The organism is Delftia sp. ASV31, assembly GCF_016428765.1.
GTDB lineage: Bacteria > Pseudomonadota > Gammaproteobacteria > Burkholderiales > Burkholderiaceae_C > Comamonas > Comamonas acidovorans.
In genome coordinates this window covers 1-19,456 of the sequence record NZ_JAELTK010000097.1, presented here as the reverse complement: position 1 = coordinate 19,456, position 19,456 = coordinate 1, and the positions used below count along the sequence as shown (strand labels likewise).

The 19,456-nt window shown below is 64.7% G+C and carries 16 protein-coding genes and 1 pseudogene; 10 read left to right on the top strand and 7 right to left on the bottom strand.

Features of this window, described 5'->3' with window-relative positions; all coding sequences use genetic code 11:
• Positions 1-1,136 precede the first annotated feature (1,136 nt).
• The 6 genes from JHD82_RS25015 to JHD82_RS24990 form a co-directional block, all read right to left on the bottom strand.
• Complete coding sequence (locus tag JHD82_RS25015) at positions 1,137-1,922, bottom strand: peptidylprolyl isomerase (RefSeq protein WP_123691391.1); 786 nt, start codon at positions 1,920-1,922, stop codon at positions 1,137-1,139.
• An 81-nt stretch (positions 1,923-2,003) separates the two neighbouring features.
• Positions 2,004-2,285, bottom strand: coding sequence for a BolA family transcriptional regulator (locus JHD82_RS25010; protein ID WP_013802780.1), 282 nt, complete (start codon positions 2,283-2,285; stop codon positions 2,004-2,006).
• Complete coding sequence (locus JHD82_RS25005) at positions 2,282-2,881, bottom strand: septation protein A (protein ID WP_013802779.1); 600 nt, start codon at positions 2,879-2,881, stop codon at positions 2,282-2,284. The genes JHD82_RS25010 and JHD82_RS25005 overlap by 4 nt, the downstream gene beginning before the upstream one ends.
• A gap of 126 nt (positions 2,882-3,007) precedes the next feature.
• Positions 3,008-3,421: a peptide-methionine (R)-S-oxide reductase MsrB gene (msrB, locus tag JHD82_RS25000; RefSeq protein ID WP_012205139.1), complete on the bottom strand. Its 414-nt coding sequence runs from the start codon at positions 3,419-3,421 to the stop codon at positions 3,008-3,010.
• Positions 3,418-4,956 carry a YdiU family protein gene (locus JHD82_RS24995; protein ID WP_199139374.1) on the bottom strand — a complete coding sequence of 513 codons (1,539 nt, stop codon included), beginning with the start codon at positions 4,954-4,956 and terminating at the stop codon, positions 3,418-3,420. Before JHD82_RS24995 ends, msrB begins: the two co-directional genes overlap by 4 nt.
• A 69-nt stretch (positions 4,957-5,025) precedes the next feature.
• Positions 5,026-6,042: an AraC family transcriptional regulator gene (locus tag JHD82_RS24990; protein WP_043822774.1), complete on the bottom strand. Its 1,017-nt coding sequence runs from the start codon at positions 6,040-6,042 to the stop codon at positions 5,026-5,028.
• A 190-nt stretch (positions 6,043-6,232) separates the two neighbouring features.
• On the opposite strand from JHD82_RS24990, the gene JHD82_RS24985 reads away from it, so the two are divergent.
• The 10 genes from JHD82_RS24985 to JHD82_RS24940 all read left to right on the top strand — a co-directional run bounded on the left by JHD82_RS24985 (position 6,233) and on the right by JHD82_RS24940 (position 19,107).
• Entirely contained in the window at positions 6,233-7,945 is a 1,713-nt protein-coding gene (locus tag JHD82_RS24985; RefSeq protein WP_199139372.1) for a carboxylesterase/lipase family protein, read from the top strand.
• Between the two features lie 90 nt (positions 7,946-8,035).
• Positions 8,036-9,871 (top strand): CocE/NonD family hydrolase, encoded by a 1,836-nt coding sequence (locus JHD82_RS24980; RefSeq protein ID WP_199139370.1) that lies wholly within the window; start codon positions 8,036-8,038, stop codon positions 9,869-9,871.
• Between the two features lie 111 nt (positions 9,872-9,982).
• A complete protein-coding gene (locus JHD82_RS24975) occupies positions 9,983-11,620 on the top strand; it encodes a 3-(methylthio)propionyl-CoA ligase (RefSeq protein ID WP_199139368.1) in 1,638 nt (545 codons plus the stop codon).
• Between the two features lie 169 nt (positions 11,621-11,789).
• On the top strand, positions 11,790-13,025 hold the full coding sequence (locus tag JHD82_RS24970) for a branched-chain amino acid ABC transporter substrate-binding protein (protein WP_012205145.1): 1,236 nt from the start codon (positions 11,790-11,792) through the stop codon (positions 13,023-13,025).
• 241 nt (positions 13,026-13,266) lie between these two features.
• A complete protein-coding gene (locus JHD82_RS24965) occupies positions 13,267-14,502 on the top strand; it encodes a branched-chain amino acid ABC transporter substrate-binding protein (protein ID WP_012205146.1) in 1,236 nt (411 codons plus the stop codon).
• 52 nt (positions 14,503-14,554) lie between these two features.
• A complete protein-coding gene (locus JHD82_RS24960; protein ID WP_013802772.1) occupies positions 14,555-15,508 on the top strand; it encodes a branched-chain amino acid ABC transporter permease in 954 nt (317 codons plus the stop codon).
• Between the two features lie 4 nt (positions 15,509-15,512).
• Positions 15,513-16,877 (top strand): branched-chain amino acid ABC transporter permease, encoded by a 1,365-nt coding sequence (locus JHD82_RS24955; RefSeq protein ID WP_013802771.1) that lies wholly within the window; start codon positions 15,513-15,515, stop codon positions 16,875-16,877.
• Positions 16,878-16,880: 3 nt separating this feature from the next.
• The gene (locus JHD82_RS24950; protein WP_012205149.1) at positions 16,881-17,708 is read left to right on the top strand and encodes an ABC transporter ATP-binding protein; all 828 of its coding nucleotides are present in this window, start codon (positions 16,881-16,883) and stop codon (positions 17,706-17,708) included.
• Between the two features lie 175 nt (positions 17,709-17,883).
• Positions 17,884-18,579 carry an ABC transporter ATP-binding protein gene (locus tag JHD82_RS24945; protein WP_012205150.1) on the top strand — a complete coding sequence of 232 codons (696 nt, stop codon included), beginning with the start codon at positions 17,884-17,886 and terminating at the stop codon, positions 18,577-18,579.
• A 99-nt stretch (positions 18,580-18,678) separates the two neighbouring features.
• Complete coding sequence (locus tag JHD82_RS24940) at positions 18,679-19,107, top strand: SPASM domain-containing protein (RefSeq protein ID WP_199139366.1); 429 nt, start codon at positions 18,679-18,681, stop codon at positions 19,105-19,107.
• A 144-nt stretch (positions 19,108-19,251) separates the two neighbouring features.
• Here JHD82_RS24940 and JHD82_RS24935 read toward each other — a convergent pair.
• Positions 19,252-19,456, bottom strand: a pseudogene (locus JHD82_RS24935) (hypothetical protein); the annotation flags it as partial.

Here is a 19,456-nt window from a genome sequence, read left to right as displayed (position 1 = left end):
CCCCCCCCCCCCCCCCCCCCCCCCCCCCCCCCCCTTTCAATCCTACCGCCACCCCCGCTCTCTACACTGTTCGCATTTCGTCGGCAGCGTCAGATGTGTATAAGAGACAGAATGCGACTGTTGATGATGTTAATAGTTTTATAGTGCTAAAGCATTCGGTTCCTAAAGAGATTATTCTTTCTCCAGGTAATAGCGTAATCGTCAGATCATTGAAATTCTCTTAAACTGATTTTGTGTAGTCAGAGTTGGAGGCCTTGAAGTCGAGAACATCCGACTCCAGAAACTACTGGCCGAAGTGCACCTCGATCTGGACGCGCTCAAAGTCAAGGCTCGGCGCAAACGCCAGCCCTGCAAGACAAACGCAAGGCCATCGCCAAGATGCGGGACACCCCTCAGATATCTTAGCGGCGGGCTTGTCGTCTTGTGGGGCTGTCTCGGGATGTCTGGCGGCATCCACAGCAACCCGATGTACACACGGCGTGCTTGGCTGAACGCATCCAGGCATGTAGCCATGCAGTGGCGGCGCTTTGGGTATCGCCGTGTGTACGACATGCGCTAGGGCGAGTTTCCTGGCGCCAACCAAAAGAAGGTGTTTCGCCTTTGCCGTGAGCAAGGCTTGGCCGTGCGCAAGCGCAACATGGGCAAGAAGTACCGTGGCGAGCGCACACCGCTGGTGGCCGCGACATGGGTCATCAAATACGGAGCCTGGACTTTGTCAGTGGCTCGTTGAGCAACAGCAGGTGCATCAACTGCTTGATCATTGCCGATGACTTCAGCCATGAGTGCGTGGCCATCGCGGTATATTCGTCGATGCCCGGCGGCACATACGCCTCCACAATCCTTGAGCGAGCTGTAGGCTTCCAGAGGCTACCCAGAGGCCATCAGGTCGGACAGCGGGTCAGCGTTCACCCGTAGAGCCTTCATTCAGTTAACCTGCCAACTCTTGGGCCTCTCTAGGAAGATTGGCAAGGCGGCAGGGGGCAGGTCGCCATGCCCCCCATTTTGACCTGTTTCGGGGAAGTGCCAGTGGCAGTCAGCCCCACGTGTCGATACAAGGACGCAGGCAAAAAAGAGCCCGCGCAAGGCGGGCTGGTGATGGTCAGGCCGGCGGCAAAAACCGCCGACTCGTACGCATCTTACTGGATCTTGGCCTTTTCGCGCAGCGATTCCTGGAATTGCGCCAGCTTTTGCTGTTGCAGCTGCTTCACGATCTCAGGTTTGACTTCCTCGAACTTGGGCAGCTCGGCCTGACGCACGTCGTCCTGGCGGATGATGTGGTAGCCGAACTGGGTCTTGACCGGCTCCTGGGTCATGCCACCCTTTTCGAGCTTGATCAGGGCTTCGGAGAACTCGGGCACGTAGTTGCCGGGGTTGGCCCAGTCGAGGTCACCGCCACGGGCGCCGGATCCGGGGTCCTTGGACTCCTTCTTGGCGATGTCTTCAAACTTCTTGCCGGCCTTGATCTCGGCAATGATGGCCTTGGCGCGGTCTTCCGACTCGACCAGGATGTGGCTGGCCTTGTATTCCTTGCCGCTGTTGGCAGCGACGGCCTTGTCGTACTCGGCCTTGGCTTCGGCGTCGGTCACGGGGTTCTTCTTCTGGAAGTCCTCGAACAGCGCGCGGATCAGGATGGTCTGGCGGGCCAGTTCCATCTGCTGCTTGTAGGCTTCGCTGTTGGCTAGGCTGCGCTTGTTGGCTTCCTGCATGAAGATCTCGCGGGCGATGACTTCTTCCTTGATCTGCCCTTCCAGCTCGGGCGTCACGGGGCGGCCGCTTTGCTCGATCTGTTGCTTGAGCGCTTCGGCGCGTGCCTTGGGCACAGCCTTGCCGTTGACGACGGCGATGTTCTGGGCCGAGGCGGACAGGGCCGCGGTGCTCAGCACGGCGGCAGTCACCAGGCTGGTCAGAAGCTGTTTTTTCATGCGAATTCCAGATGTGAAGGAAAAATTGATTCTATAGCGCGGATACGCAACAGGCTCCGAATCGTCGGAGCCTGTAAAAGTTCAAAGAACCTCGATGGCGATGGCGTGTGCGCCCTGGTCAATGAATTCTTGCAGCGCATCATACACAAGGCGATGGCGTGCCACGCGTGGCTTGCCTTGAAACAAAGGTGACGCAATGCGCACGCGGAAATGCGTGCCGAAGCCGGTGCCGTTGGCGCCCACATGGCCGGCATGCTGGTGGCTCTCGTCGATCACTTCCAGGTGATCGGGGGCGAGGCGCTCGCGCAGCACGGCCTGCATGGCTTCGGCGGTGATGGGCAGAGGATGGGCGGGCGCGCTCATGGCTGCTTGTCCTGCTGCACGCCAGGCGGGGGCAGGGCGTCGGGCGTGGCGGCTGCTGCCTCGCCCTTGTCTTCCTGCATGAAGCGGCTCATGTAGATGGCCTGGCCGATCACGAAGACCAGCATCAGCCCCATGCCGCCGAACAGCTTGAAGTTGACCCAGGTGTCGGTGTCGAAGCGGTAGGCGATGACCAGGTTGAGCGCGCCCATGACCGCGAAGAACGCCGCCCAGCTCCAGTTCAGGGTGCGCCATGCGTTGTCGGGCAGTTGCAGCTGCGCGCCCATGACCGAGCGCAGCAGGTTCTTGCGGAACACCAGCTGGCCTATCAACAGGGCGCTGCCCATGAGCCAGTACAGCACGGTGGGCTTCCACTTGATGAAGGTGTCGTTGTGGGCCAGCAAGGTGGCGCCGCCAAACAGCACGATCACGCCCAGGCTCACCCATTGCATGGGCTCGACCTTGCCGTGGCGCACGCGCAGATAGGCGATCTGGGCAATGGTGGCGACGATGGCCACGGCCGTTGCCGTGTAGATGCCCCAGACCTTGAAGGCGACGAAGAACAGGATGATGGGGAAAAAGTCGATCAGTAACTTCATTGGAAGGTTTCGATGGGCTTGGAGTCAGGCATGGAGCCTGAGCTTGGCAGGCGCATTGTGGCGCAGCCGGCGCGGCCCGGCATCGGTGCAGGGCCGCGTGGCCTGGGGTTTTTGCGGGCCTGGAGCCTAGGCCTTGGGCGGCTCGAATTCCAGCGATGCGGAATTCATGCAGTAGCGCAGCCCTGTGTCGGAGGGGCCGTCGGGGAATACATGCCCCAGGTGGGCGCCGCACTGGCTGCAGACGGTTTCGGTGCGCACCATGCCGTGGCTGCGGTCCACGATTTCGGTGATGGCGCCGGGGATGGCGCGGTCGAAGCTGGGCCAGCCGCAGCCGGCATCGAACTTGGTGTCGGAGTCGAACAGCTTGCTGCCGCAGCAGATGCAGTGGTAGCTGCCATCGGCCCAGAACTGCTCATAGCGGCCGGTGAACGGGCGCTCGGTGGCTGCATGGCGTGTCACCTGGAAGGCGGCAGGTTCGGCGCCCTTGGCCTGCAGCTCGGCCTGCCATTCCTGTTCGGTCTTGTGGATGGGAAAGCTCATGATGAACAGCTGATCTCGATGGAGGAAGCCCAGTCGGGCGGGAAGCCTGCCCATTCGGCATGCTCGGCGTGGGGGTCGAACGGAGTCTGCAGCACGGCCAGCAATTGGCGCACCGGAGCGAAGTCACCGGCCTTTGCGGCGCGGATGGCCATCTCGCCCAGGTGGTTGCGCAGCACGAAGCGCGGATTCGATTCTTGCATCAAAGCGGCGGCCGCCGCGGCATCCGTGCCTGCCAGGTGCCGTGCGTACAGGGCTGCCCAGCGGTCGAAGGCCTCGCGGTCCAGCACCAGGTCGCGCACGGGCTCGAGGTCGAGGTCCGTGCCGGCACCGGCACCTGCAGCCACCGCATCGGTCAGGCGGCTGAAGAAGATGGTGTAGTCCACCGCGTTGTCGGCCATGAGCTGCAGCAGCTGGTTCACCAGGGCGGCAAAGCGCCCCTCGGCGGGCGGCGTGCCTGGCGCATCTTCGGGCAGGCCCAGCTTGCGCAGCATGAGGGCGCCATAGGCCTGCGGAAACACCTGCTTGTACGACTCCAGCGCTGCAATGGTCAGTTCCTCTTCGCCGATCAGCGGCAGCAGGGCCTGGCCCAGGCAGTACAGGTTCCAGTAGGCCACCTGGGGCTGGCGGTTGAAGGCGTAGCGGCCCTGGGTGTCGCTGTGGTTGCAGATGTGGCCGGGGTTGAAGGCATCAAGGAACTGGAAGGGACCGTAGTCGATGGTCAGTCCCAGGATGCTCATGTTGTCGGTGTTCATCACGCCATGGCAAAAGCCCACGGCCTGCCAGTGCGCCAGCAGCCGCGCCGTGCGCTCGCTCACGGCCTGCAGGAAGTTGGCGTAGGCGTTGCCGGCCAGTGCCTCGGCCGTGCGGCATTCGGGGTAGTGCCGGTCGATCACGTAGTCGGCCAGCTGGCGCAGAGGCGCTATCTGGTCACGCGCCGCAAAGTGCTCGAAATGGCCGAAGCGTATGAAGCTGGGAGCCACGCGCGCCACCACGGCGGCGGTCTCGATCTCTTCGCGGCGAATGGGGGCGGGCGATCCGGTGAGGCTCAGCGCGCGCGTGGTGGGAATACCCAGGGCGTGCATGGCCTCGCTGCACAGGAACTCGCGGATGGACGAGCGCAGCACGGCGCGCCCGTCGCCCATGCGCGAATAGGGCGTGCGGCCCGCGCCCTTGAGCTGAATCTCGTGGCCCGAGGCCGTTTCGCCCAGCAAGATGGCACGGCCGTCGCCAAGCTGGCCGGCCCAGACGCCGAACTGGTGGCCGCTGTAGACACTGGCCAGCGGATGGCTGCCGGGCAGCACGGCATTGCCGGTGAGCGCCTGCAGGGCCTCATCGGAGGCCAGCCACTGCGGGTCCAGGCCCAGCAGCTCGGCGGTGCCGGTGCTGGTGGCAATCCAGTGCGGTTCGGGCAGCGGCGTGGGGCGCAGATGGGTGAAGAAGTCCGGGCCCAGGGCGGCGAAGCCGTCTTGCCAGGAGATGGGAGGGCGTGGGGAGGTCGCCGGAGCCTGGCCTTCGGCGGCAGCATGCAGGTTCATGTGGGAATTGTCCCCCAGCGCCTATGCCCCGTGGGGCGCAAGGTTCATGCGCGCATTCACCCCATGCATTCACGCACGCAGTTGCTGCCGGTACTGGCCAGGTGGCATGCCGAACCAGCGGCGGCAGGCGCGAAAGAGATTGCTCTGGTCCACAAAGCCCAGCAGGTCGGCCACCTCGGCCAGGCTGCGGCGCGGCTCGCCCAGGTACTGCAGGGCCAGCTCGCGCCGGGTTTCGTCCAGCAGTTGCTGGTAGCTGGTGTCTTCGGCCTGCAGGCGGCGCTGCAAGGTGCGGTCGGTCAGGCCCAGCAGGCTGGCCACGTCTTCGCGGCGTGGCTCGCCCTGGGGCAGCAGGCGCGCGATCTCGTGGCGCACGCGCGCGCCCACGCCGGCCTGGCCCAGGTGGTCGAGTTCGGTTTCGACCAGCTTTTCGTGCAGTGCCAGCAGTTCGGGGTTGTGCGTGGGAATGGGGGCGAGCAGGTCGGCCTCGGACAGCAGGAAGCGGTTCGCGTCCTCGCCGAAGCGCGGCAGCAGGCCGAAGGCCGCGCGGTAGGCGGCCTCGTGCGAGGGGGCGGGCGCCTCGGCCATGAATTCCACGGCCAGCGGCCGGACATCGCGCCGCGTCAGCCAGTTGCACAGCACCAGCAGCGTGAGCACGGCGAACTCTACGCGCTGGCGCGGCACGGGCCGTGTGGCGCCGATGTGATGTATGGACAACCAGTAGCCGCGCGCATCGCGCTCCAGCGTGAAGGACGTTGCGTCCGAGATCACGGCCATGTGGCGTTCCAGGTCGCGGAAGCCGGCCAGCAGGTGCGGGCCCGAAGCCAGCGAGTAGCCGACCAGATCGATGTTGCCGTGGCGCGCGGCCAGTTGCCGGTCCAGCCCCAGCGTGGGATTGGCGGACTGGGCCACGGCCAGCTCCCAGAGCCGGCTCACTCGGTCCACATCGGTACGGGTCTGCGAATGCTGCAGTGCGGCAAGGTCGATATCGGCTGCGGCGCACAGGCTTTGCGGGGCCAGCCCTTCGGTGGCCATCATGTCCAGGATGCCGCGCACCCAGGCGGCGGAGCTGCTGCGCTGCGTTGTCATGACCGGGTTTTCCTGGGCCATTCGGGGCGCTGTTTGCGTTCTGAAGTCACTGTTTTGGCGTGGTTGCGATAGCGGCGTTTTGCCGCGCTGTTCCTAGAATTTTTGCAGCGCGGCGAACGACTGCGCAGTGTGACCCATGGGCCCGGCGCGGCCCATACGGGAAACCCCAAAAACCATTCAGGAGACAAGCATGCGCACAGGACAGCGGTGGATGGCTGGCGGCATACGCCTGGCCGTGGCTTCAATGGCTTTGTGGCTCGCGGCCTGCGGCGGCTCGGGCGGCGGAGGTCCCGAATTGCGCGAGACGGCCTACGGCCCCTTGCGCGGCGTGGACGATGGCGCCGCCACGGGCACCTATTACTGGAAGGGCGTGCCCTTTGCCCAGGCGCCCGTGGGCGCGCTGCGCTGGCAGCCGCCGGCCGAGCCCAAGGCCTGGGAGGGCGTGCGCGAGGCGCGCCAGTTCGGCAATGCCTGCCTGCAGATCGGGCGCATGTACGGCCCGGGAGCCAACAACCGCTTCGACGACACCATCGCCTCCACCCTGGGCCAGCCCGTGGGCAGCGAGGACTGCCTGACGCTCAACATCTGGCGCCCGGCCAGCGGCGCCGAGAAGCTGCCGGTGCTGGTGTTCATCCATGGCGGCAGCGCGATCTCGGGCTATACGGCCGATCCGCTGTATGACGGCGCGGCCCTGGCGCGCGCCGCCAATGCCGTGGTGGTGACGGCCAACTACCGGCTGGACATCCTGGGCTACATGCACATGCCGCAGATGCAGGCCGGCGCGCCGGCCACGGGCAACTTCGCGCTGCTGGACAACCTGCAGGCGCTGCGCTTTGTGCAGCGCAATATCGCGGGCTTTGGCGGCGATCCGGGCAATGTCACGCTCATGGGCCAGTCGGCGGGTGCCACCAATGTGCTGGCGCTGCTGGCGGCCGAATCGGCGCGCGGCCTGTTCCACAGGCTGGTGCCCATCAGCGGCGGGCTGTCGCTTCCATCCAATCTGCCGGCCGGCGTGCTGGCCACGCTCAAGCCGGCTTCGGCCTACGCCACACAGTCCGCGCTGCTGCTGGCCCATCTGATGGTGGCCGATGGGCTGGCTGCCGATGTGGCGGCTGCCGCCACGGTGGCTGCCGGCTGGACACCGGCGCAGATTGCGGCCTACCTGCGCGGCAAGGATGCGCGCGTGCTGCTGCAGACCCTGGTGGCCAAGGGCCTGACGGGCGCGGGACCGATTCCCGACGGCCTGCTGCTGCCCACCGATCCCATGGCCGCGCTGGCTGCGGGCCAATACAACCGCATGCCCGTGATGGCCGGCTACACGGCCGAGGAGGGCAAGCTGTTCGCGCCCCTGCTGGCGGCGCTGGGCGGCAAGCCGGGCTTCAGGATCGATGATGCGGCGCGCTTTCGCATGATGCAGTCCTTCGATGCGCAGTCGCCCAACGCGCCGGGCCTGGCCGACATCATCGATGCCGCCTACCTGCCCGTCGATACGCCGGTCACGGGCTACAACGCCCGCATGGCGCAACTGACCCGTCTGTTCGCCGACCCCAGCCGCGACCAGTTGCTCAATACGCTGCGCACGCGCCAGGCCGAGGTCTGGAGCTACCGCTTCGACTGGGCGCGCCAGCCCGCGCCCTGGAACACGGTCTACGGTGCGGCCCATGCCTTCGATCTGCCCTTTCTCTTCGGCAACTTCGGGCCGTCCGTGTTCTCCCGCGTGACCAACAGCACGGCCAATGCCCCGGGCCGGCTGGCGCTGTCGAACGCCATGATGGCCAGCCTCAAGGCCTTCATGCAGACGGGCAATCCGCAGAACGCGGCCCTGGGCCAGACATGGAAGCCCTGGCCGTCCAGCCTGATCTTCGACGCCGAGCCGGGCGCGACCAGCATCCGGCTGCAGTGAGAGAGCCTATGAGCGAGTAGATGAGTGAGCAGGGGCTTGCCGCGGCAGGCCCCGAGAGACAGCCAACAACAACGAAGGAGACAAGTACCCATGACAGTCAAGACCGTTTTCACACATGCCTGGCGCTGGCCGCTGGCGGGGGCCATTGCGGCCGCCGCCGTGGGCCTGGCCGCCTGCGGAGGGGGATCGTCGGGCATGCCCGCGCCCATGGGGCCGGGCCAGCAATCGGGCTACATCACCCTGCCGGACGGCAGCAGGATGCGCTACTCGCTGCTGCTGCCCGAGGGGCCGGGCCCGTTCCCGCTGCTGGTCGAGTACGACGGCTATATCTCGGGCTCGTACCCCAACATCAGCAGTCCCTGGACCAAGGAAGGCTATGCGGTCATGGGGCTGAACGTGCCGGGCACTGGCTGCTCCACGGGGGATGACAAGGTGTTTGACGCCAGCGTAGGTGCGGCCGGTGCCTTTGCCATCGAGTGGGCCGGGCGGCAGGCCTGGTCCAACGGCCGCATCGGCATGATCGGCTACTCGTACTCGGGCTACAACCAGCTGTGGGTGGCGGCGCACCGGCCCAAGGGGCTGCTGGCGATCACGCCCAGCAAGAATGTGGGCGATCCCTACCGGGACGTGGGCTATCCGGGCGGCATTGCCAACATCGGCTTTCCGGCGCAGTGGTGGAACGGCTTCCCGCGCATCTGGCGCACGGCTGCCGACCTGGCCGTGAAGAACGGCGGCGACACGGAATGCGCCAAGACCGTGGCCGACAATATCGAGAAGATCAAGCGGCCCGAGCTGGACCTCATCAAGTGGCTGGACAACCCCTATGCCGATGGCCTGTACCTGGAGCGCAGCGCCATGCTGCAAAGCGGCAAGATCAATATCCCCACGCTGGGCACGCAGTCCTGGCAGGACGAGCAGATCGGCCCGCGCTCGGGCTACTACGAGGACACCATTGCGCCCGACAGGATGTGGCTGGTCAGCTCCAACGGCGACCACCACACGAACATCACCTCGGACCATATCGACCAGACCTTGAAGCGCTTCCTGGCGCGCTTCGTCAAGGGCGAGGACAACGGCTTCGACAAGGAGCCGCGCGTGCGCCTGCTGCAGGAGATGCAGACCACGGACGCCAAGGCCCCCAATGGCGGCGCCAAGCTCATGCCCACGGGCGAGGCACGGTTTGACCGGCTGCCTGTCCAGGTCAAGCCCCTGCGCCTGTGGATGCAGCCGGGCCAGGCGCTGGGCGACAGCGCACCCGCCTCAGGCACGGCTTCGTCCAGCTACCGCTATCCGGCCCTGAGCCCGCAGGTGAACAACCCGGCGGCCGAAGGCTGGCCCGCCGTGCCCGCGTCGGAAAAGGATGGCCAGCTGGTCTTCACCACGGCGGCCCTGCCGCAGGACCTGAGCTTCTATGGCGAAGGCTCGGCCGACCTGTGGCTCAGCGCCACTGCCGCCAATACCGACGTCCAGGTCACCGTGTCCGAGGTGCGGCCGGACGGGCAGGAGATGTTCGTGCAGCGCGGCTGGCTGCGTGCGTCCAAGCGTGCGCTCGATGAGAGCCGATCCACGGCGCTGCGTCCCTGGGGTGCCTACACACGGGACAAGGATGTGCCACTGGTCGCCGGCCAGCCCCAGTTGATGCGGGTGGAGATCCAGAAATTCGCGCATGTGTTCCGCGCCGGTTCAAGCATTCGCGTGACAGTGGATTCGCCATCGCAGACCGGATACTGGATCTTCGGCAACGACAAGACGCCGTCCACGAACACGCTGTGGCATGACGCGGCGCATGCCTCCAGCATCGTCCTAGGGTATATCCCATACGAGCATGCGAAGACGCTGCCGAGTTGCGACAAGACAATGCGTCAACCATGCCGGAAAAACGATGCGCCTGTCCCTGCCGGGATTGGACCCAGGGCGCCGGCCTGAGCCACCCTCCATGCGGGCAGCGGCATCGCGCCCCAGGGCCTTGGCCTTGCGCGAATCCGCGGTCCGCAGTTCACGACGTTCACGAAGTTCAATCACCTTAGGAGCCTATAGATGCTGGGTCTGATGCAAAGCCAACCACTGTTGATCTCGTCGCTGATCGACTTCGCCGACCGCCACCATGGCGATGCGGAGATCGTCTCGCGCAGGGTGGAGGGCGATATCCATCGCTATACGTACCGCGACCTGGCACGGCGTTCGCGCCAGCTGGCGAACACGCTGGACGGCCTGGGCCTGCAGCCTGGCGACCGCGTGGCCTCGCTGGCCTGGAACGGCTACCGCCACATGGAGATGTACTTCGGCGTCAGCGGCTCGGGCCGCGTGCTGCACACGGTCAACCCGCGCCTGCACCCCGACCAGGTGGCGTGGATCATCAACCACGCGGAAGACCGCGTCATGTGCTTTGACCTGACCTTCCTGCCCATCATCCAGGCCGTGCATGCCAAGTGCCCCACGGTGCGCCAGTGGGTGGCGCTGTGCGATGCGGACCGCCTGCCCGCCGACAGCGGCATTCCGGGCCTGGTCAGCTACGAGGCCTGGATTGCCGGCCAGTCCGACCAGTACCAGTGGCCCGAATTCGACGAGAACACGGCCTCCAGCATGTGCTACACCAGCGGCACCACGGGCAACCCGAAGGCCGTGCTGTACAGCCACCGCTCCACCACGCTGCACGCCTACGCGGCCGCGCTGCCCGATGTGATGTGCATATCGGCGCGCGACTCGGTGCTGCCCGTCGTGCCCATGTTCCACGTCAACGCCTGGGGCATTCCCTACTCGGCCGCGCTCACGGGCTGCAAGCTGGTGTTCCCCGGCCCGGCGCTGGACGGCAAGTCGCTGTACGAGCTGATCGAGGCCGAAGGCGTGACCTACGCGGCCGGCGTGCCCACGGTCTGGCAGATGCTGCTGGGCCACATCAGGCCGGGCGGCCTGCGGTTTTCCACGCTCAAGCGCACGGTGATCGGCGGCTCCGCCTGCCCGCCGGCCATGATCACGGCCTTCCAGGACGAGTTCGGCGTGGAGGTGCTGCATGCCTGGGGCATGACCGAGATGAGCCCGCTGGGCACGCTGTGCACGCTCAAGAACAAGCAGCTGCAGCTGCCCAAGGACGAGCAGATGAAGATCCTGCGAAAGCAGGGCCGCGCCATCTACGGCGTGGACATGCGCATCGTCGACAGCGACGGCACCGACCAGCCCTGGGACGGCAAGAGCTACGGCGACCTGCTGGTGCGCGGCCCCTGGATCATGGACAGCTACTTCAAGGGCGAGAGCCCGCTGGTCAAGGACGCGCAGGGCCGCGGCTGGTTCCCCACGGGCGACGTGGCCACCATCGACCCGGACGGCTTCATGCAGATCACCGACCGCAGCAAGGACGTGATCAAGTCCGGCGGCGAGTGGATCAGCTCCATCGACATCGAGAACATCGCCATGGCCCATCCGGCCGTGGCCATGGCCGCCTGCATCGGCATGCCGCATCCCAAGTGGGACGAGCGCCCCATCGTCGCAGTGGCGAAGAAGCCCGGCGCCGAGGTCACGCGCGAGGAACTGCTCAAGTTCTACGAGGGCAAGACCGCCAAGTGGCAGATCCCCGACGACGTGGTCTTCGTCGATGCCATCCCGCTGGGCGCCACCGGAAAAATGCTCAAGACCCGGCTGCGCGAGCAGCTGGCCGGCTACCGGCTGCCGGGGCTTTGAGCCGCTGCGGGCGGCCACCGTGGCAGGGCATGCGGGGGCATGTCCTGGCCGGGGCGGCCGGTCCGAGTCTCGTCGGCGATAGCCGCTAGGGGCAATCACCGATCAGGGCAGGGCACAGGGGCCATTACCCTGGGCCTCGCCCAGAAACCACCACAAGAGGAGACGCTTCATGAAGTTTGCGATCAAGGCATTGACGGCATCCCTGGCCCTGGCTTGCGCCACGGGCGCCATGGCCCAGAAGGGCGAGACGGTGAAGGTTGCGTGGATCGACCCGCTGTCCGGCCTCATGGCCGCGCTGGGGTCCAACCAGCTCAAGAGCCTGCAGTACATCGCCGAGGAGCTCAACAAGGGCACGGCCTCGGGCGTGAAGTTCGAAATCATCGGCATCGACAACAAGCTCAGCCCGCAGGAAACCACGGCGGCCCTGCGCTCGGCCATGGACCAGGGCGTGCGCTACGTCTTCCAGGGCAATGGCTCGGGCCCGGCCCTGGCCATCATGGATGCGCTGGAAAAGCACAACGCGCGCAACAAGGGCAAGGAAGTCGTCTACCTCAACTATGCGGCCGTGGACCCGGACCTGACCAACAGCAAGTGCAGCTACTGGCACTTCCGCCTGGATGCGGACACCTCCATGAAGATGGAAGCGCTGACGACCTATATGAAGGACCTGCCCGAGGTCAAGAAGGTCTACCTGATCAACCAGAACTACTCGCACGGCCAGCAGGTCTCCAAGTACGCCAAGGAGATGCTCAAGCGCAAGCGCCCCGATGTGGAGATCGTGGGCGACGACTTCTCGCCGCTGGCCCAGGTACGCGACTTCGCACCCTACATCGCCAAGATCAAGCAGTCGGGCGCCGACTCGGTGATCACGGGCAACTGGGGCTCGGACCTGGCGCTGCTGATCAAGGCCGCCAGCGACGCGGGCCTGAACAACGTCAAGTTCTACACCTACTACGCCATCGCCACCGGCGCGCCCACGGCCATGGGCGCAGCTGCGGCCGACAAGGTCTACATGGTGGGCTACGGCCACATGAACCTGCCCGGCCCACTGGACCGCATCACCAAGGGCTACAAGGCCAAGTTCAACGACGACATGTACACGGGCTCGCTGTACTCGGGCCTGACCATGCTGGACCAGGCCTTCCTGCGCGCCAAGACCACGGACCCGGCCAAGGTGGCGGCCACCATGGAAGGCATGAAGTTCAACAGCCTCAACGGCGAAGTGGAGATGCGCAAGAGCGACCACCAGCTGCAGCAGGGCCTGTTCATCTCGCGCTGGGAAAAGGCCGGCGGCAAGTATCCGATGGATTCGGAGAACACCGGCTACACCTTCGTCCCCGTGAAGTACTACGAGCCCTATGTGGCCAGCACGCCGACTTCATGCGAGATGAAACGGCCTTCCTGATCGCCTGACCGGCCAGTGAACTTCGCAAAGGGGCGCGAGGCGCCCCTTTTTTTGCCTGAAATCAGGCAAAACACGGTTTTCTGGCCTGATCGATGGCGATCTGTCGCCAATGTGTCCAGGGCCGCAGCCAAGTCGCATGCGCGATAGTTTCTAAGGCATTCCCCAGAGGGAAATTGTCATTCAGGCGTTAGTCTGGCGCCAATACAGATATCCGAATCAACCGGAAAAAGGAGACAGAAAAATGAAGTGGATCGTGCATTCGGTGGCCGCCTCGGCCATGCTGGCCTGTGCATCGGGCGCCTGGGCGCAAAAGGGCGAGACGGTGAAGATCGGCTGGATCGATCCGCTGTCGGGTCTGATGGCCGCCGTGGGCACGAACCAGCTCAAGACCTTCCAGCTGATGGCCGAGGAGTTCAACAGGAAAAATGCCTCGGGTGTAAAGTTCGAGATCATCCCGCTGGACAACAAGCTCAGCCCGCAGGAGACCACGGCCGTGCTGCGTTCCGCCATGGACCAGGGCGCACGGTACGTGGTGCAGGGCAACGGCTCGGGCCCGGCCCTGGCCATCATGGATGCGCTGGAAAAGCACAACGCGCGCAACAAGGGCAAGGAAGTCGTCTACCTCAACTACGCGGCGGTGGACCCGGACCTCACCAACAGCAAGTGCAGCTACTGGCATTTCCGCCTGGATGCGGACACCTCCATGAAGATGGAAGCGCTGACGACCTATATGAAGGACGTGCCCGAGGTCAAGAAGGTCTACCTGATCAACCAGAACTACTCGCACGGCCAGCAGGTCTCCAAGTACGCCAAGGAAATGCTCAAGGCCAAGCGGCCCGACGTGCAGGTGGTGGGCGACGACTTCGCGCCGCTGGCCCAGGTGCGCGACTTCGCGCCCTACATCGCCAAGATCAAGCAGTCGGGCGCCGACACGGTGATCACGGGCAACTGGGGTTCTGACCTGTCGCTGCTGCTCAAGGCGGCCAACGACGCGGGCCTGAACAACGTCAAGTTCTACACCTACTACGCCTTCGGCTCGGGCTCGCCCACGGCCATGGGCGCGGCCTCCGACGGCAAGGTCTACACCGTGGGCTATGGCCACTACAACATGGGCGGCCCCATCCAGCCGCTGATGGCCGAGTTCAAGAAGAAGATGAACGACGACCTCACGCAAAGCTCGATCTACCACGTGTTCGCGCTGCTGGATGCGGCCTTCGTCAAGACCGGCGGCACCGACCCCGTCAAGGTGGCGGCCGCGCTGGAGGGCATGAAGCTCAAGAGCTTCAACGGCGAAGTGGAGATGCGCAAGACCGACCACCAGCTGCAGCAGGGCCTGTACATCACGCGCTGGGAAAAGGCCGGCGGCAAGAACCCGTATGACGCAGAGAACACGGGCTACACCTTCGCCCCGGTGAAGTACTACGAGCCCTACGTGGCCAGCACGCCCACCTCCTGCCAGATGAAGCGCCCGTCCTGAGAGCGGCCCGCACCGCTTCCTGTCCCCAACGCACCGAGACCAAGGCCTTTCGATGACGCTTGAGTTCTTCACCATATCGCTGCTCAACGGCGTGAGCTATGGACTGCTGCTGTTCATGCTCAGCTCGGGGCTGACGCTGATCTTCAGCATGATGGGCGTGCTCAACTTCGCCCACACCAGCTTCTACATGCTGGGCGCGTACTTCGGCTACACGCTCAGCGGCATCATCGGCTTCTGGGGCGCGCTGTTCGTCGCGCCCCTGCTGGTGGGCGCGCTGGGCGCCATGTTCGAGCGCTACAGCCTGCGCCGCGTGCACAAGTACGGCCATGTGCCCGAACTGCTCGTGACCTTCGGCCTGTCCTATCTCATCCTCGAGGTGGTGCAGTTGGTCTGGGGCCGGGGCACCGTGCCCTACGGCCTGCCGCCCGCGCTGCAGGGCCCGCTGTTCACGCTGTACGGCACGCAGTTCCCGCGCTCGCGCTCCTTCGTGATGCTGCTGGCGCTGCTGATGCTGGTGGCCGTCTGGCTGCTGCTGACGCGCACGCGCATCGGCCTGGTCATCCAGGCCGCGCTCAAGAACCCCGAGATGGTGGAGGCGCTGGGCCACAACGTCCCGCGCGTGTTCATGATGGTGTTCGGCGGCGGCTGCGCGCTGGCGGGGCTGGCCGGCGTCATCGGCGGCAACACCTATGTGACCGAGCCGGCCATGGCCATGTCGGTCGGCTCCATCATCTTCGTGGTGGTGGTGGTCGGCGGCATGGGCTCGCTGGCGGGGGCCTTCGTGGCCTCGCTGCTGATCGGCGTCGTGCAGACCTTTGCCGTGGCCATCGACTGGTCGCTGGCCAGCCTGCTGACCTCGCTGGGCAGCCCGGTCGGCGAGCAGACCTTTGGCTGGCCGCTGCTCAAGCTCACCATCTCCCAGGTCGCGCCCATCCTGCCCTACCTGTTCCTGGTGCTGATCCTCATCTTCCGGCCCAAGGGCCTCCTGGGCACGCGGGGAGATTGACACCATGTCCTCGATCACCAAAACGACCATGACATCCACTGCCGCAAAAGGCGTTCCGGGCGCTTCGGGGGCTGCGGGCGCAGGGCGCCACTACAGCTTCCAGCCGCTCAACATCGGCCGCATCCTGATCTGGGGCGCCTTCGCCCTGGCGCTGATCGTCGCGCCGCTGGTGTTCACCAGCAGCCTGGCGCTGACCATGCTCAGCCAGATCGGCTATCTCATCATCATCTGCCTGTCCTACAACATCCTGCTGGGGCAGGGCGGCATGCTGAGCTTCGGCCATGCGGTCTACACGGGGCTGGGCTCGTTCATCGCCATCCATGCGATGAACCGGGCCAGCTCCGGCGACTGGGGCATTCCGCTGGTGCTGATTCCCATCATCGGCGGCCTGGGCGGCATGTTCTTCGCGGCCCTGCTGGGCTATGTGACCACCAAGAAGTCGGGCACCACCTTCGCCATGATCACCATGGGCATCGGCGAGCTGGTGGCGTCCATGGCGCTGATGTTCCCCGAGTTCTTCGGGGGCGAGGGCGGCATCACCACCGACCGCGTCTATGGCAAGCCCTTCTTCGGGCTGACCTTCGGCTCGGGCATGGAGGTGTACTACCTGATCGCCGCCTACTGCTTCATCTGCACGGCCGCCATGTTCGCCTTCACGGGCACGCCTCTGGGCCGCATGCTCAACGCCGTGCGCGACAACCCCGAGCGCGTGGAGTTCGTGGGCTACAACACGCAGCGCGTGCGCTACTTCTCCTTCATCATCGCGGGCTTCTTCGCAGGCGTGGGCGGGGGGCTTGCAGCCATCAACTTCGAGATCATCACGGCCATGGACAGCGTGAGCGTCATGCGCTCGGGCTCGTACCTGCTGTTCACCTTCCTGGGTGGCGCCACCTTCTTCTTCGGGCCCATCATCGGCGCCGTGCTGCTGGTGCTGGCCTCGGTGCTGCTGTCGGAGCTGACCAAAGCCTGGCTGCTGTACCTGGGCCTGGTGTTCCTGCTGATGGTGATGTACGCACCGGGCGGCGTTGCCAGCCTGATCATGATGAACCTGCGCGTGGCGCGCTTCGGCAAGTGGCGCCGGCTGGCCCAGCCCTACCTGGCCATCGCGGCCAGCGCCCTGGTCATGATCGTGGGCGGCGCGGCCATCGTCGAGATGATCTACCACCTGCAGCTCAATGCGGCCCTGGGTCCCCAGGTCTCGTTCATGGGCGTGCAGCTCGATACCAGCTCGGCATCGACCTGGACCGTGGCCGTTGCCATCTTCGTGGTGGGCCTGGGCCTGCTGGAAGTGGCCAGGCGCTGGTGCCTGCGCCGCTGGGAGCGCATCCAGGAAGAAATCGAAGAAGCCATCAAGCGCGGGGAGGGTTGAACCATGTCCAGCATTGCAATCGAACGTCCGGGCACCGCGGCCGCCGCCGCGGCTGGCGAGGCCACCTATGCGCTGGAGCTGCGCGACCTGTACAAGCGCTTCGGCAAGGCAGAGATCATCCGTGGCGCCCAGCTGGCCGTGAAGCCCGGCGAGCGCGTGGCCATCATCGGCCCCAACGGCGCGGGCAAGAGCACGCTGTTCAACCTGATCAGTGGCCGCTTCGAGCCCACCAGCGGCCAGGTGCTGCTCAACGGCCAGCGCATCGACGGCAAGAAGCCCTATGAAATCAACCGCATGGGGCTGTCGCGCAGCTTTCAGATCACCAACATCTTTCCCAAGCTCAGCGTGTTCGAGAACCTGCGCTGCAGCGTGCTGTGGAGCCTGGGCTACCGCTACAGCTGCTGGCGCTTCCTGTCGAAGCTGCGCGACGCCAATGCCCGCGCCGATGAGCTGATGGAGATGATCGGCCTGCACAGAAAGCGCGACACGCTGGCGGTCAACCTGACCTATGCCGAACAGCGCGCGCTGGAGATCGGCATCACCATCGGCGGCGGCGCCGGCGTCATCCTGCTGGACGAACCCACGGCCGGCATGAGCAACAGCGAAACGGCCCATTTCATCCAGCTGATCAAGAAGGTCACCGAAGGCAAGACCCTGCTGACCGTGGAGCACGACATGGGCGTGGTCTTCGGCCTGGCCGACAAGATCGCCGTCGTGGTCTACGGCGAAGTCATCGCCTACGACACGCCCGAGGCCGTGCGTGCCAATCCGCGCGTGCAGGAGGCCTATCTGGGCTCGTCCGTGGCGGATCAACAAGCTGGTGCACATTGAATGGAAGCACCCCCTGAGTCGCTGCGCGCCTTCCCCCTCTCTACTTGCTTCGCAAGGGTGGGGGACGACACCCTCGCGGCGGGGCGGCCCTTGCTCGGTGTCCCTGGCTTGGGGCACGTCAGTTTCATGCGCTACGGGTAGCGCTCAAAGCGATAGAGAACAGACAGGATCTGAGATGCTGAACATCAACAACCTGCATGCCTATTACGGCAAAAGCCATGTGCTGCATGGCGTGGATTTCTCGGTGCAGCCCGGCGAAATCGTCGCGCTGCTGGGGCGCAACGGCTCGGGCCGCTCCACCACGGCCAAGGCCATCATGGGCCTGGTGCACTGGGAGGGCTCGCTGGACTGGAAGGGCCAGAGCCTGACCGGCCGCAAGGCCTACGAGATCGCCCACCTGGGCGTGGGCTACGTGCCCGAGAGCCGCGATGTGTTCCCCAACCTCACCGTGCACCAGAACCTGCTGCTGGGACAGAAGGGCAAGGGCCGGGACAGCCGCTGGGGCTTCGACGACATGTACGCCATGTTCCCGCGCCTGAAGGAGCGCCAGCACACCGAGGCCGGCGTGATGTCGGGCGGCGAGCAGCAGATGCTGACCCTGTGCCGCACGCTGATGGGCGACCCGGACCTGATCATCATCGACGAGCCCACCGAGGGCCTGGCTCCCAAGATCGTCGAGCTGGTGGGCGAGTACCTGCAGAAGATCAAGCAGCGCGGCGTGTCCGTGCTGCTGATCGAGCAAAAGCTCACCATCGCCATGAGCATCTCGGACCGAGCCCTGGTCATGGGCCACGGGCGCATCGTCTTCGACGGCACGCCCGACGGGCTGCGCGCCGATCAGAAGGTACGCAAGGAGTGGCTGGAGGTTTAAGAAAATCGCCTTGCGCCGGGTCTTCAATTGATGGCTTATGATGGATTTCCTGAAATGACATCCCCATGTCTATCAGGTCAACTTCAAAAAATCGACATCATGCTTTCAATTGAAGACTTGAAAAAGCTGCACGATGAAGCCAAGGCGGTTGCAGTGGACAGATCAACGGCGGAGCCGGCTGAATGCATATTCATACACCGGACAGCGGTAATCATGGCCGATGGAGAGGTCGTGACTTGTGCGAACATGTACGCTGAAAATGTGGGCCATCTGAAGAAGAATGTCAATTTTTCTTCGCTTTGGAACAACGGGCGCATGCAGTCGGTGCGCGGCACGCTCAATACGGACAACGAATGGGAGCAATGCAAGAAATGCTGGTTTCGTGAAATCAGATATGCCGAACAGAGAAATATCTGGGCGAACTTTGGAGGGGAAAGAACACAAGCTTCGCTAGCCAAGAAGGTTGAATATCAACCGATTGCCTGGGACTTCATAAAGGAGCAGGGGGAGAGAAATAAAAATGAATAAAATCCAACCCCAGCTGAAGAATCTAGGATTGTTCCGTGTCAGAAAAGAGGATTTATACATAGAACTGGCGTTGCGCATAAAAAAGGCTCCCGTCAATCGATATGATTTCAGCAAGCTGTATTTTTCAACCGGCATCCTGGGACGTTACAGCGAAGAGCGTGCCATTTGCTTTCGATTGCAAAACGTCCACCAGGTGGAGCGAATACGCGTATTGATTCCCGATGAAGCGCGTGAGGCGGGTTGCTGTCTCTTATACACATCTCCGAGCCCACGCTGTCTCTTATACACATCTAAAAGGGGGGGGGGGGGGGGGGGGGGGGGGGGGGGGGGGGGGGGGGGGGGGGGGGGG